Raw genomic sequence first — 13,427 nt, forward strand, 5'->3', positions numbered from 1 at the left:
CGATGAAATTGAAAACCGCATTGGCCGGTATCGCCCTTTCCGCCCTGCTGCCCGTCTCCGCACAGGCCGCAGTGGAAGGAAAGGATTATACGGTTCTGCCTAAACCGATTCCTCAGCAGCAGGCGGATAAAATCGAAGTGTTGGAATTTTTCGGTTATTTCTGTGTTCACTGCTACCACTTGGATCCCGTTCTGCTCAATCACAGCAAAACCTTTGCAAAAGACACCTACCTGCGCACGGAGCATGTGGTGTGGCAGCCGGAAATGCTGGGCTTGGCCCGCGTAGCCGCGGCGGTGGACGATTCCAGTTTGAAACTCCAAGCCAATTCCGCCATATTCCAAGCGGTGTACGAGCAGAAAATCAATCTGGCCGATTCTGCCACATTCAAGCAATGGGCGCAGGCGCAGAAAAGTTTTGACGGCAAGAAACTGATTGCGGCCTACGATTCACCTGCCAGCCTGAATCGGGCGAAAAAAATGGAAGAATTGACCGTCGCCTACCGCATCGGCAGTACGCCGACCGTTATCGTCGGCGGCAAATATCAGGTGAAATTCGGCAATGACTGGAACGCAGGTATGAAAACCATTGATGAGTTGGTGGAAAAAGTACGCGGTGAGGGCAAAACCCGTGCCGAGGACGGCAAATCCGCACCGAAAAGCAAAGGGGCTTCTTTCGCCCGCTCCGCCAACCATTGATATTATCGGATAGCTTGAGGCAGCCTTTCGGCTGCCTTTATCGCTGATGGCGGATAAACGATCTGCCCTGCACCCTTCACTATATTCTCCCTCCCCCAACAAGGCCGATAGGCCGTCTGAAAGAAATTATGGATATTTTGTTATTGTTGAAAGCCCTGATTCTGGGCATCGTAGAAGGTCTGACCGAATTTCTGCCGATTTCGAGCACGGGCCATCTGATTGTATTGGGCGACCTGCTGAATTTCCACAGCAACGGCAAAGTGTTTGAAATCGCTATCCAACTCGGTGCCGTGCTGGCGGTGATTTTCGAATACCGCCAACGTTTCGCCGATATTATTTCCGGCTTGGGACGCGACCGCAAGGCAAACCGTTTCGTGCTGAATCTGGCGGTGGCATTCGTACCGGCGGCGGTAGTCGGGCTGTTGTTCAGCAAACAGATTAAATTGTACCTGTTCAACCCGATTACCGTGGCGGCGATGCTGGTGCTGGGCGGCTTCTTTATCCTGTGGGTGGAAAAACGCCAAAGTAAGAAAAAACCGAAGGTGATGAATGTGGACGATATGCGGCCGATTGATGCGTTTGTGGTCGGTTGTGCGCAAATCTGCGCCCTCGTACCGGGAACTTCGCGTTCGGGCAGCACGATTATGGGCGGCATGTTGTGGGGGCTGGAGCGCAAAACGGCCACCGAATTTTCGTTTTTTCTGGCGGTGCCGATGATGATTGCCGCTACGGGTTACGATGTGCTGAAACACTACAAGCTTTTTACCATGCAGGACATCGGCCTGATTGCGGCGGGGTTTGTCGCAGCATTTCTGGCCGGCCTGTTGGCGGTAAAGGCTTTGCTGAAATTCGTGGCCAGTAAAAACTATGTGCCGTTTGCCTATTACCGCATCGTGTTCGGCGGCCTGATTCTGTTTACTTGGGCGATGGGCTGGGTGAACTGGGCCGAATAGCGGCGCGGCAAACTAAAGAGAGGCCGTCTGAAACGGGATGCTTAGAAATCTAAAATCCCGTTTCAGACGGCCTCGGTACATTCTGCCGCTTTATTCGATGATTTCGGTAAATACGGTCTGTTTGTTTTTACGCTTGAGCGTGGCAAAGCCTTCCTGCACATGCCAGCGGGTGGAAAGATTACTGTATTCCACCCCTTTCGCCCAAGAGCGGACTTGTTTGAGTTTTTCGACCGTATTACCTTGGCGCAGCTCAACCGTCATCGGGCTGCTGCCATTGATGTAGACGGCCGTGATGCGCTGGCCCTTGGCCGCTTTGTAATTGACCGAGTAAGTTTGTGATTCCGCCACGACCGGAGTCTGTACGGACGGGCGCACGGCTTTGTATGAACCGCAGGCGGCAAGAAATAAAAGCGGCAGCAGGACGGCGGCGTGTTTGTTCATGATGGCTCCGGGGAATTAATAGTGGTGCGGATGAATTTTGCCTTCCAAGTGGTAATACGTACCGCAATACGGGCACTCGATGTCGCCATCCGACTGAATCGGCAGGAAAACACGCGGATGCCCGTTCCACGAATCGGCGTGTTCGGGGCCGGAACAATGCAGCGGCAGGTCGCGCGGGGTAATGATGACGGGATTGTTTTGGTTGTTCATGGCACGTTCCTTTGCAACGGATTAACTGTTTTGCTTATTTTAAGGGATAAGCCGCATACTGTGTATCCTTTCGGGATGTACGGACGGAATATGGAATAAGGCCGTCTGAAACGGCATTCCGACAGCGGTTATCTGCTGTGAAGCCCGTTTCAGACGGCCTGTTTGCCTAACAATTCCGGCGCGTATTTATTTGACGTAAGTCAGCCAGTCGCGGTATTTGGGATTTTTGCCCTGTACGATGTCGAAGTAACGCTGCTGAATCTCGGCGGTAATCGGGCCGCGCTCGCCGATGCCGATTTGGCGGCCGTCGATTTCACGAATCGGCGTAACCTCGGCGGCAGTGCCGGTGAAGAACACCTCGTCGGCTACATACAGCTCATCGCGCGTCAGGCGTTTTTCAACGACTTTCAAACCCATTTCCGAAGCGATGGCAATCACGCTCCTGCGGGTAATGCCGTCCAGCGCCACATCCAAGGCGGGGGTGTACAACACGCCGTCGCGCACGGTAAAGATGTTTTCGCCCGAACCTTCGGCCACATAGCCTTGGGCGTCCAGCAGGATGGCTTCGTCGTAGCCGTCGCGGGTGGCTTCGGTATTGGCCATGATGGAATTCATGTAGTTGCCGTTGGCTTTGGCTTTAATCATGGTTACGTTGGGGTGGTGGCGGGTAAACGAGCTGACGCGCACGCGGATGCCTTTGCGCATGCCCTCTTCGCCCAGATACGCGCCCCATGCCCACGCGGCAAGGATGACTTGGACGTCGTCCTGTTTCGGCGCGACGCCCAGTTTGCCGGAACCGTAATAAGCCATCGGACGGAAATAGCAGGAAGCCAGATTATTGGCTTTAACGACATCAATATGCGCCCGATTAATCTGTTCTTCAGTAAACGGCAGCTGCATACCGACGATTTTCGCCGAGTTAAACAAGCGTTTGGTGTGGTCTTGTAGGCGGAAAATTGCCGGGCCGTCCGGAGTTTCATAGGCGCGCACACCTTCGAAGACGCCCATGCCGTAGTGCAGGGTGTGCGTCAGAACATGTGTGGTCGCACTGCGCCACTCGACCAGCTCGCCGTTGAACCAGATTTTGCCGTCGCGGTCGTCCATTGATAATGCCATGATTGTTCTTTCTTTAAGAATGCGGTTGTGATGAAAATATTTCTGCCGGAAACTGCGGCGTTGTGCGCGGCATTGATTAAGATGTGAAACAGCGGAAGGGGTAGCGGCTGCTTTTGTTTGACGGCAGAAAATAGGAATTAACGGCGGTCATTATACATTTTTTGTACGGGCTTGGGGCGGCGGGCCGGCTTTCTTGTCCGTATGCCCGCCCAATCGATGACAGAGGCCGTCTGAAACATTTTCAGACGGCCTCTCGGTAAACTATAACCCTTTTACCGGTGCAAAGCTGCGGTGTTCAGATAACGCTGAATGCCCGTGGTAATCGCCTGCGCGCATTGCTGGCGGAACGACGCGCTGGCCAGCAGCCGCTCTTCGTCGGGATTGGACAAGAATGCGGTTTCGACCAGAATAGACGGAATGTCGGGGGCTTTCAATACGGCGAAATTGGCTTCGTCCACACGCCCTTTGTGCAGCTTGTTGAGCTGCCCCAACTGGCTTAACACCGATTGGCCGAGCCTGCGGCTGTCTTTCATGGTGGCGGTCTGCGTCATATCGAGAATGGCATTGTCTACATGACGGTTGCCGCTGCTCTGCACGCCGCCGACGGCATCGGCGTTGTTCTGCGTCTGGGCGAGGAATTTCGCTGCGGCACTCGACGCACCGCGTGGATTCAGGATATAGACCCCCGTTCCGCGCGCGGTCGGATTGGTGAACGAATCGGCGTGGATGGAAACGAACACATCCGCCCTGCGCGCCCTTGCCTTGGCAACCCGCACATTGAGCGGGATGAACACGTCTTCGTTGCGCGTCATATAAACCGTGTAACCCAGCGATTCGAGGCGCCTTTTGGCTTCACGCGCAATCGACAACACCACATGTTTTTCGCGCAAACCGCCCGCACTGATTGCACCGGGGTCTTCACCGCCGTGTCCGGGGTCCAGCATCACAATCGGACGGCGGCTGCCGCGGCGGGGCGCCGTTTCTGACGGGACATAAGGTTCCCGTTCCGGCTGTTGCGACGGACGCGGAGTTTGCGGCGGAGGCGCATTGCCGTTAAGCAGCGCCATCATCGGGTCGTCCGAATTAGCGGTATGCTGGGGGTAAAGGTCGATGACCAGACGATATTTGAATCCGCCGACAGGCGTCAGGGTGAACACCTGCGCATTCACGCTCTGCTTGAGATCGATGACCACGCGCACGGTGGTCGGCGTGTTTTGTCCGGCACGCACGCTGCGGATATAGGGGTCGGAGGGTTGGACTTTGCTCGAAATGCCTTGCAACACGCTGTTGATGCTGGCGCCGCCGATGTCCACCACCAAACGGCTGGGATTGTCCAGCGTGAAATGCTGGTAACTCAGGGCGCGGGTCGCTTCGATGGTGATACGGGTATAGGCCTGCGCCGGCCAGATACGCACAGCGGCAAATTGCGGCGGCGGAGATGCTTTGGCGAGCGCGGCGGAAATCGGGGTCAGGACAAATAGGAAACCGGCCGCTTGGCGGACGATTTGTCTTCGGGTCAGTTTAACCATGCTTCTAAACTTTTTCGGCCGTTGGCAGTATGGGCGGTCAGCGTACAGGCTCTGCCGCCGTCGGTGTGGTTGAGTGAAACGGTAATATCCGCCGGCGGGGTAAATCCGCCGCCCTGCTGCGGCCATTCGATTAAACAGACGCAGTCGGAAGCGAACAACTCGTCCAAACCCGCATCTTCCCATTCTTCGGGCGAAGCGAAACGGTACAAATCGAAATGATGCAGTGCAAATTGCGGCAGAATATAGGATTCGACTATAGTATAAGTCGGGCTTTTGACTGCGCCCGCATACCCCAAGCCGCGTAACAGGCCGCGGGTAAACGTCGTTTTGCCCGCCCCCAGGCTGCCTTGCAGATAAACCGTCAATGGTGCCGCCAGCGTTCCCGCCCAATCCGCCCCCAGTTGCAGGGTGGCTTCTTCGTCGGGCAGAAAACGGGAAACGGGTGCACCAAAATCCATGAAACCGGCCTTGTCGGAATTATAAAGTGGTAATTATGCTGGATTGACGCGTGTTTGCAAACCTTCAAAAAGATAAATTTAGATTAAGACCGCGCGCAAGAGGCCGTCTGAAAACGGAAAACGCGTGCGTATGCAAAATCCTGCCGCATTCCATTTTCAGACGGCCTGAAGAACCGCCGGCCCGATACGGATGAAAAGGCCGTCTGAAAACGTGTACAATACCCCCGAACCCATCACACCGCATACAATATGAGCACCAGCAAACAGCGCCCCATCGGGGTATTTGATTCCGGCGTCGGCGGGCTGACCAACGTCCGCGCACTGATGGAACGCCTGCCGATGGAAAACATCGTTTATTTCGGCGATACCGCCCGCGTTCCTTACGGCACCAAATCCCGCGCCACCATCGAAACCTTCGCTTTGCAAATCGTCGACTTCCTGCTGGAACAGGACGTCAAGGCGCTTATCATCGCCTGCAACACCATCGCCGCAGTCGCAGGCCAGAAAATCCGTCAAAAGGCAGGCAATATGCCCGTGCTCGACGTTATTTCGGCGGGAGCCGAAGCCGCACTGTCCACCACGCGCAATAACCGAATCGGCATCATCGCCACCAACACCACCGTCAACAGCAACGCTTACGCCCGCGCCATCCACAGCCGCAACCCCGACACATTGGTACGCACCCAAGCCGCCGCCCTGCTCGTCCCGCTGGTAGAAGAAGGCTGGCTCGACCACGAAGTAACCCGCCTGACCGCCCGCGAATACCTGAAACCGCTGCTGGTGGACAACATCGACACCTTGGTGCTCGGCTGTACCCACTTCCCGCTGCTCAAACCGCTCATCCGTCAGGAAGCCCCCGACGTAACATTGGTCGATTCCGCCATCACTACCGCCGAGGCCGCCGCCAAAGCACTGGCCCAAGCCGGACTGCTTAATACGGACAATCCCGAACCGGATTACCGTTTCTACGTCAGCGACATCCCGCTGCGCTTCCGCACCATCGGCGAGCGCTTCTTAGGCCGCAGTATGGAGCAGATTGAAATGGTAACGCTGGGCTGACGCTTTTCAGATACAGAGGCCGTCTGAAAGATTTTTCAGACGGCCTCTTGTTCATTGTAAAGAAATTTTCCGTGCAGCAGCCGGCATACGCCTTCAAATAGCCGTAAAAAAGCGCGAACCTTACGATTCGCGCTTTTTTCAGACGACCTCAATTATTTCTTGTCGTCTTTTACTTCTTCAAAGTCGGCATCTACCACGTCGTCGTCTTTCTTGGCGGAAGACGGTTCGGCTTGTGCGCTTTCGCCTGCTTGGGCTTCGGCTTGTGCTTGTGCGTAAACCATTTCGCCCAGTTTTTGGCTGGCTGCACCCAGTGCTTCGGCTTTGGCATCGATGGCGGCTTTGTCGTCGCCTTTCACAGCTTCTTCGGCTTCTTTCAACGCGGCTTCGATTTTTTCTTTCTCGGCTGCGTCGAGTTTGTCGCCGTAGTCGGCCAAAGATTTTTTCACAGAGTGAATCAGGGCTTCGGCTTGGTTGCGGGAAGCGACCAATTCAGTCAGTTTTTTATCTTCCTCAGCATTGGCTTCGGCATCTTTCACCATGCGTTCGATTTCTTCTTCGCTCAAGCCTGAAGAACCTTGGATGGTGATGTTGGCGGCTTTGCCTGTGCCTTTGTCTTTGGCGGAAACGTGCAGGATACCGTTGGCGTCAATGTCGAAGGTGACTTCGATTTGCGGCATGCCGCGCGGTGCGGGTGCGATGTCGCCCAAGTTGAACTGCCCCAAAGATTTGTTGGCGGAGGCGCGTTCGCGTTCGCCTTGCAGCACATGGATAGTTACTGCGCTTTGGTTGTCTTCGGCGGTAGAGAACACTTGCGACGCTTTAGTCGGGATGGTGGTGTTCTTCTGAATCAGCTTGGTCATCACGCCGCCCATGGTTTCGATACCCAAAGACAGGGGCGTTACGTCCAGCAGCAATACATCGCTGCGGCCGCCGCTTAACACTTCGCCTTGAATCGCTGCGCCTACGGCAACGGCTTCGTCAGGGTTCACGTCTTTGCGCGGTTCTTTGCCGAAGAAGTCTCTAACGGCTTCTTGTACTTTCGGCATACGGGACTGACCGCCGACCAAAATTACGTCGTCGATGTCGCTGGTGCTCAAGCCGGCATCTTTCAATGCAATTTTGCAAGGTTCGATAGAGCGGGCAATCAGGTCTTCAACCAGGCTCTCGAATTTGGCGCGGGTGATTTTCATTGCCAAGTGTTTCGGGCCGGTTGCGTCCATAGTGATGTACGGCAGGTTGATTTCGGTTTGCTGGCCGCTGGACAATTCGATTTTGGCTTTTTCAGCAGCTTCTTTCAGACGTTGCAATGCCATCACGTCTTGTTTCAAATCAATGCCTTGTTCTTTTTTGAACTCGGCGATGATGTAGTCGATAAGGCGTTGGTCGAAGTCTTCGCCGCCCAAGAAAGTGTCGCCGTTGGTTGCCAATACTTCGAATTGTTTGTCGCCGTCGAGGTTGGCGATTTCGATGATGGAAATATCGAAGGTACCGCCGCCCAAGTCATATACGGCTACTTTGCGGTCTTTGTTGTCGCCTTTGTCCATACCGAATGCCAACGCGGCTGCGGTCGGCTCGTTAATGATGCGTTTTACGTCCAAACCGGCGATGCGGCCTGCGTCTTTGGTGGCTTGACGTTGGCTGTCGTTGAAGTAGGCCGGAACGGTAATCACGGCTTCGGTTACTTTTTCGCCCAAATAAGATTCGGCGGCTTCTTTCATTTTACGCAGGACTTCTGCGGAAACTTGCGGCGGAGACAGCTCTTTGCCTTGCGCTTTCACCCATGCGTCGCCGTTGTTGGCTTTAATAATTTCGAAAGGCATGGATTCGATGTCGCGTTGGACTTCTTTGTCTTCAAATTTATGACCGATCAAACGTTTGACAGCGTAGATGGTGTTTTTAGCGTTGGTTACGGCTTGGCGTTTTGCCGGTGCGCCGACGAGGACTTCGCCACCGTCCAGATAAGCGACGACAGACGGCGTAGTGCGTGCGCCTTCTGCGTTTTCAATAACTTTGGTTTGACCGTTTTCAGAGATGGATACACAAGAGTTGGTTGTACCTAAGTCGATACCGATTACTTTTGCCATATTGATGTTGCTCCTAAAAAGATTTTTCTAAATTAATAATTGTGTGGAACATTTTGTTCCGTTGACCTGTAAATAGGGTTGCCCGATATTTTTTCAAGAGCTTTGTTGAAATTTTTTAAATATAAAATTCAACAGATTAAACTATTTATCCACAGGTCGGTATTTTATTTTTCAGACGGCCTTGTCTTTGTTTTCCGATTGGGCATCATCGGAATGATTTTCCAAAAGCGGGATTGAGGCTTGAGGGGCGGGGAAGGGTAGTCTGAAAATTTTATGCTTGATAAACTTCATCAAGCGGCGCCTTCAGGCTTCTTTTTTCGCCACGACAACCATCGCGGGGCGCAGTACGCGGTCGGACAGGGTGTAGCCTTTTTTCATGACGCTGACGATGGTGTTCGGCTCTTGCTCGCTGACGACTGTCTGCATCGCCTGATGTTGGTGCGGGTCGAGTTTGTCGCCGGGCTGCGGGTTGATTTCTTTGATGTGCGTGGTGTCGAACGCTTTTTGCAATTCGTTCAGCGTCATTTGCACACCCATTTTCAGCGCGTCGAAATTACCGCTTTGGTCAAGCAGCGCCATTTCGAGATAGTCTTTGACCGGCAACATTTCGGCGGCGAATTTTTGTCCGGCAAACTTGTGCGTATCAGCGATTTCCTGCTGATGGCGGCGGCGCAGGTTTTGCTCGTTCGCCAGACCGCGCAGCTCGCTGTCTTTCAACTGTCCTTCCAGCTCGGCGATACGCGCCTGCAATTCTTCGTAAGTCGGCGGTTCCTGAGGTTCCGGCTGCACCGTATCGGCTTCCGGGATAACGGTTTCTTCTTCAACAGGTTGGTTTTGTTCGGTCATGATTCATGTCCTTAAAATTTGGCGATTTTCAATGCTGTCCCATATATGGCCGTCTGAAATTTTTTCAAGCGTGGTTAGAATTACCTGCTATAAATTTATGCGTTAATCTGCTTTGCCGTCATGTGGATAAACGGTAAGATACTGCCATTACTTAATTTTCAGACGGCCTCTAACATGAAAAAAGACCATCTCAATACGACAGATTTCGATTTGTGGCACACCATCCGCGAAGAAACCGAAACTGCCGCAGCCGCCGAACCGATGTTGGCGAGCTTTTTGCACCAAACCGTGTTGCGCCACGACTCGCTCGATTCCGTCCTCGCCTACCACCTTTCCAGCAAACTCGGCAGCCCGATTATGGACGTGCGCGCCCTGTTTGAAATCTACCAGCAGGCATTGGGCAGCGACGCGCGCATCAGCAACTGCGTCGAAGCCGATTTGAAAGCCATTTACGAACGCGACCCCGCCTGCGACGAATATTCGCTGCCGCTCTTGTATTTCAAAGGTTTCCACGCCATTCAGGCGCACCGCATCAACCATTGGCTCTACCAAAACGGCCGCAAAACGCTGGCGTATTTCCTGCAAAACCGTATGTCGGAAGTGTTCGGCGTCGATATTCACCCCGCCGCCCGTTTCGGTCATGGGCTGATGCTCGACCACGCCACCGGTTTCGTCGCCGGCGAAACCGCCGTGTTGGGCAACAATATTTCCATCCTGCACGGCGTAACGCTCGGTGGCTCGGGCAAGGAAAGCGGCGACCGCCATCCGAAAATCGGCGACGGCGTGATGATAGGCGCGAACGCTTCGATATTGGGCAACATCCGCATCGGTACCAACGCCAAAATCGGTGCGGGCAGCGTGGTCGTTGCCGACGTGCCGTCTTCGATTACCGTGGTCGGCGTTCCCGCCAAACCTGTCGGCAGGTCGGTTAAGGCGCCGTCGGCAGATATGGATCAGAACATTGATTTGTCGGGAGTCGAGTTCATTATTTGAACTGTCCCGCCCGACAAATAAAAACCGAAAGGCCGTCTGAAAAATCATTTAAAGAATTTCAGACGGCCTTTCGGTTTGTCCTTCCACACTCAGCGCTGCGGCGGCAGCGGCGCACCCGCGGGGTGTTTGTAGCGGTTGTACATAAACAGATACTGCGTCGGGAAACGGCGTATCCAGTATTCGGTATTTTCGTTGACAATCCGCGCATCGTGTTCCTTATCACCGTTCAGTTCTCCGCGTAACGGTTCGATGTGCAACGCGAAACCCTGACCGTCAGGCAGACGCTCGCCGCAAAAAAACAGGGCTTTCACGCCTTTGACTTGGGCAAGTTTGCCCGCCAGCGTCATCGTGTAGGCCGGTTTGCCGAAAAATTCCGTCCATACGCCGTCTCCGCCTTCTTCCGGCGAAGGGACATGGTCCGGCAGGACAATAGTGGCCTCGCCGGCACGCAAGGCTTTGATCACCTGCTTTACTCCCTGCATATTGGTAGGTGCGGTTTTACCCTTGCCGCGCACGCGCCCCGCCTGCATCACCGCATCCATCGCTTTGAATTTGGGCGGTTTGTACATGGCGGTCAGCGGAAACGGAAGCTGCTGGCTGATGTAGCGTCCGGCAAGGTCGTAGCTGCCGATGTGCGGCGTGATAAACAGCAATCCCTCGCCCGCATCCAAGGCCGTCTGAACATGCTCCCAGCCGTAAACTGCCTTAAACAGTGTCTCGATGCGTTCAGGCTGTCTGAAAAAGGCCACGGGGAGTTCCAGCCCGCCTTTAGCTGTTTCCTGAAAGACGGCTTTGACGGTTCGGTCGTCGGCCGGAAGTTGCGCGGCGGTAAGGTTGTCGATAACGCGGCGGCGGTCCTCACTCATGATGCGGCAGGCAATGCCGCCCCAGAAATCGCCAAGGGCGTGGAGGAATTTCAGCGGCAACAGGGAAAAGAGTTTAAAAAGAATGATAATCAGGGTTTGCATGATATTGTCTTCGTGCGGGTTTCGGCTGATTGTAATGGAAAACGAAAACAGGCAAAAGCTCGGATGACAAGGCCGTCTGAAAATCCGTCCGGTTGCCGCCCGCCGCCGAATCTGCTACCATCCGCCTTGCATTAAGAGTTGGGAATTCCATGCCAACCTGCTTGTCGGCGGCAGCCGCAAGTAAGGTGGACGACTGTAAAGGTCGATGTGGCTCGCAAGAGCAATCCAAACCCGCCTGATGCGGGATTTTTTTTGCCTGCGTAAAACGAATACCCGAAGCCGATTGAGAATATTTTTTATTTGAGTCGGCTGGTCAAGATAGAACCCTGCTATAATTTTCACTATCTCTATTTATCAAAACAACAGGCCGTCTGAAAAGATAACAGCTTGTTCCATCAAGAAAGAATTTAAACAATGAGCGAATATCTCTTTACTTCCGAATCCGTTTCCGAAGGCCACCCCGACAAAGTTGCCGACCAGATTTCCGATGCCGTTTTAGATGCCGTCCTGGCGCAAGACCCGAAGGCTCGCGTAGCGGCGGAAACTCTGGTTGCCACCGATTTATGCGTACTGGCAGGCGAAATCACCACCACCGCCAAAGTGGATTATGAAAGAATAGCACGCGAAACCATCGCCCGCATCGGCTACCGGTCGTCCGATTTGGGCTTTTCCTCCGATTCCTGCAAAGTGTTGCTCAACTACGGACAGCAGTCGCCCGACATCGCACAAGGCGTCAACGAAGGCGAAGGGCTTGATTTGGAACAAGGTGCCGGCGACCAAGGATTGATGTTCGGCTATGCCTGCGACGAAACTCCGGTGCTGATGCCGTTTGCCATCTATTACAGCCACCGCCTGATGCAGCGCCAAAGCGAACTGCGCCGCAACGGAAGCCTGCCGTGGCTGCGTCCCGATGCCAAAGCCCAGATTACCGCCGTTTACGACAGCAAAACCGGCAAAGTGAAACGCATCGACACCGTCGTCCTCTCTACCCAGCACGACGAAGGCATCAGCTACGACGAGCTGCGCGAAGCCGTTATCGAACAAATCATCAAACCGGTTCTGCCGTCTGAAATGCTGACCGAAGAGACCAAATATTTGGTCAACCCCACCGGCAAATTCATCATCGGCGGCCCGCACGGAGACTGCGGTCTGACCGGACGCAAAATCATCGTCGATACCTACGGCGGCGCGGCCCCGCACGGCGGCGGCGCGTTCTCCGGCAAAGACCCGTCCAAAGTTGACCGCTCCGCCGCATACGCCTGCCGCTATGTCGCCAAAAATATTGTCGCCGCAGGCTTGGCCACCCAATGCCAGATTCAGATTTCCTACGCCATCGGTATCGCCGAGCCTACTTCCATTTCCATCGACACCTTCGGCACCGGCAAACTGAACGAAACCGAACTGATTAAACTTGTCCGCGAACATTTCGACCTGCGTCCAAAAGGTATCGTACAAATGCTCGACCTGCTCCGCCCGATTTACGGCAAAACCGCGGCCTACGGACACTTTGGCCGGGAAGAGCCCGAATTCACATGGGAACGCACCGATAAAGCCCTCACCCTGAAAGCAGCGGCAGGATTGTAAGAATTGCGGAATGAAACAGTAAAGGCCGTCTGAAATTTTCAGACGGCCTCGTTTTGTAATGCAGCCGAAAACAGAAAGCAGCAAAGCTGCCCAATACCTCATCTTATTTTCAGACGGCCTGATTCGCTATACAATGCAGGCAGACCCGTTTTCAGTAAAAGGAATCACACCATGTTTGGCAAACATATCTTTGAAGAAGTTACTTCCAAACTCGGCGAAACCATCGCCAACAGCCCCGCCAAAGACGTTGAGAAAAACGTCAAGGCCATGCTGTCCAGTGCATTCAACCGCATGGATTTGGTTACCCGCGAGGAGTTCGACATCCAGCAGCAGGTGTTGATTAAAACCCGCACCAAACTGGTCGAACTGGAAGAGCGTCTGGCGAAACTGGAAAGCGCCCGCACATCAGAAGAAACCGTTTTAGAAACGGCCGAAACCACCGGGCAGACGAAACCGATTGAATAAGGCCGTCTGAAAAGCGGAAATAAAAA

General features: G+C 54.0%; 14 protein-coding genes and 1 riboswitch. Of the genes, 6 read left to right on the forward strand and 8 right to left on the reverse strand.

Annotated elements, in window-relative coordinates:
• Nucleotides 1-2 precede the first annotated feature (2 nt).
• Both ACI43T_RS07355 and ACI43T_RS07360 read left to right on the forward strand, forming a co-directional pair.
• On the forward strand, nt 3-695 hold the full coding sequence (locus ACI43T_RS07355; protein ID WP_405386226.1) for a thiol:disulfide interchange protein DsbA/DsbL: 693 nt from the start codon (nt 3-5) through the stop codon (nt 693-695).
• A 128-nt stretch (nt 696-823) separates the two neighbouring features.
• The gene (locus ACI43T_RS07360) at nt 824-1,648 is read left to right on the forward strand and encodes an undecaprenyl-diphosphate phosphatase (RefSeq protein ID WP_308024386.1); all 825 of its coding nucleotides are present in this window, start codon (nt 824-826) and stop codon (nt 1,646-1,648) included.
• Between the two features lie 90 nt (nt 1,649-1,738).
• Here the strand turns inward: ACI43T_RS07360 and ACI43T_RS07365 are convergent, their stop codons facing one another.
• From ACI43T_RS07365 to tsaE, 5 genes are all read right to left on the reverse strand, one after another.
• The gene (locus tag ACI43T_RS07365) at nt 1,739-2,089 is read right to left on the reverse strand and encodes a hypothetical protein (RefSeq protein WP_009174883.1); all 351 of its coding nucleotides are present in this window, start codon (nt 2,087-2,089) and stop codon (nt 1,739-1,741) included.
• Between the two features lie 15 nt (nt 2,090-2,104).
• Nucleotides 2,105-2,299 (reverse strand): zinc-finger domain-containing protein, encoded by a 195-nt coding sequence (locus tag ACI43T_RS07370; protein ID WP_009174884.1) that lies wholly within the window; start codon nt 2,297-2,299, stop codon nt 2,105-2,107.
• A 186-nt stretch (nt 2,300-2,485) separates the two neighbouring features.
• On the reverse strand, nt 2,486-3,415 hold the full coding sequence (locus ACI43T_RS07375) for a branched-chain amino acid transaminase (RefSeq protein WP_308024383.1): 930 nt from the start codon (nt 3,413-3,415) through the stop codon (nt 2,486-2,488).
• A 272-nt stretch (nt 3,416-3,687) separates the two neighbouring features.
• Nucleotides 3,688-4,944 (reverse strand): N-acetylmuramoyl-L-alanine amidase, encoded by a 1,257-nt coding sequence (locus tag ACI43T_RS07380; RefSeq protein ID WP_377080175.1) that lies wholly within the window; start codon nt 4,942-4,944, stop codon nt 3,688-3,690.
• On the reverse strand, nt 4,932-5,402 hold the full coding sequence (gene tsaE, locus ACI43T_RS07385; protein ID WP_009174887.1) for a tRNA (adenosine(37)-N6)-threonylcarbamoyltransferase complex ATPase subunit type 1 TsaE: 471 nt from the start codon (nt 5,400-5,402) through the stop codon (nt 4,932-4,934). The genes ACI43T_RS07380 and tsaE overlap by 13 nt, the downstream gene beginning before the upstream one ends.
• Nucleotides 5,403-5,651: 249 nt before the next feature.
• Between tsaE and murI the strand changes: the two genes are divergently transcribed.
• Entirely contained in the window at nt 5,652-6,461 is an 810-nt protein-coding gene (gene murI, locus ACI43T_RS07390) for a glutamate racemase (protein ID WP_009174888.1), read from the forward strand.
• Between the two features lie 152 nt (nt 6,462-6,613).
• Here the strand turns inward: murI and dnaK are convergent, their stop codons facing one another.
• Together dnaK and grpE are read right to left on the reverse strand one after the other, a co-directional pair.
• Entirely contained in the window at nt 6,614-8,545 is a 1,932-nt protein-coding gene (dnaK, locus tag ACI43T_RS07395) for a molecular chaperone DnaK (RefSeq protein WP_049231333.1), read from the reverse strand.
• 303 nt (nt 8,546-8,848) lie between these two features.
• Complete coding sequence (grpE, locus tag ACI43T_RS07400) at nt 8,849-9,391, reverse strand: nucleotide exchange factor GrpE (RefSeq protein ID WP_377080172.1); 543 nt, start codon at nt 9,389-9,391, stop codon at nt 8,849-8,851.
• A gap of 174 nt (nt 9,392-9,565) precedes the next feature.
• Here grpE and cysE point away from each other — a divergent pair, with 174 nt between their 5' ends.
• Nucleotides 9,566-10,384, forward strand: coding sequence for a serine O-acetyltransferase (gene cysE, locus ACI43T_RS07405; RefSeq protein WP_297957104.1), 819 nt, complete (start codon nt 9,566-9,568; stop codon nt 10,382-10,384).
• 89 nt (nt 10,385-10,473) lie between these two features.
• Here the strand turns inward: cysE and ACI43T_RS07410 are convergent, their stop codons facing one another.
• On the reverse strand, nt 10,474-11,352 hold the full coding sequence (locus ACI43T_RS07410) for a lysophospholipid acyltransferase family protein (RefSeq protein WP_405386232.1): 879 nt from the start codon (nt 11,350-11,352) through the stop codon (nt 10,474-10,476).
• Between the two features lie 123 nt (nt 11,353-11,475).
• A riboswitch (SAM-I-IV-variant riboswitch) is annotated at nt 11,476-11,591 on the forward strand.
• Between the two features lie 175 nt (nt 11,592-11,766).
• On the opposite strand from ACI43T_RS07410, the gene metK reads away from it, so the two are divergent.
• Nucleotides 11,767-12,936, forward strand: a complete 1,170-nt coding sequence (gene metK, locus ACI43T_RS07415; protein ID WP_405386234.1) for a methionine adenosyltransferase — start codon at nt 11,767-11,769, stop codon at nt 12,934-12,936.
• Nucleotides 12,937-13,107: 171 nt separating this feature from the next.
• Nucleotides 13,108-13,401, forward strand: coding sequence for an accessory factor UbiK family protein (locus ACI43T_RS07420; protein ID WP_293275999.1), 294 nt, complete (start codon nt 13,108-13,110; stop codon nt 13,399-13,401).
• Nucleotides 13,402-13,427: the final 26 nt, after the last annotated feature.

The sequence above is a fragment of the Neisseria oralis genome (genome assembly GCF_045062685.1).
Taxonomy (GTDB): Bacteria; Pseudomonadota; Gammaproteobacteria; order Burkholderiales; family Neisseriaceae; genus Neisseria; species Neisseria oralis.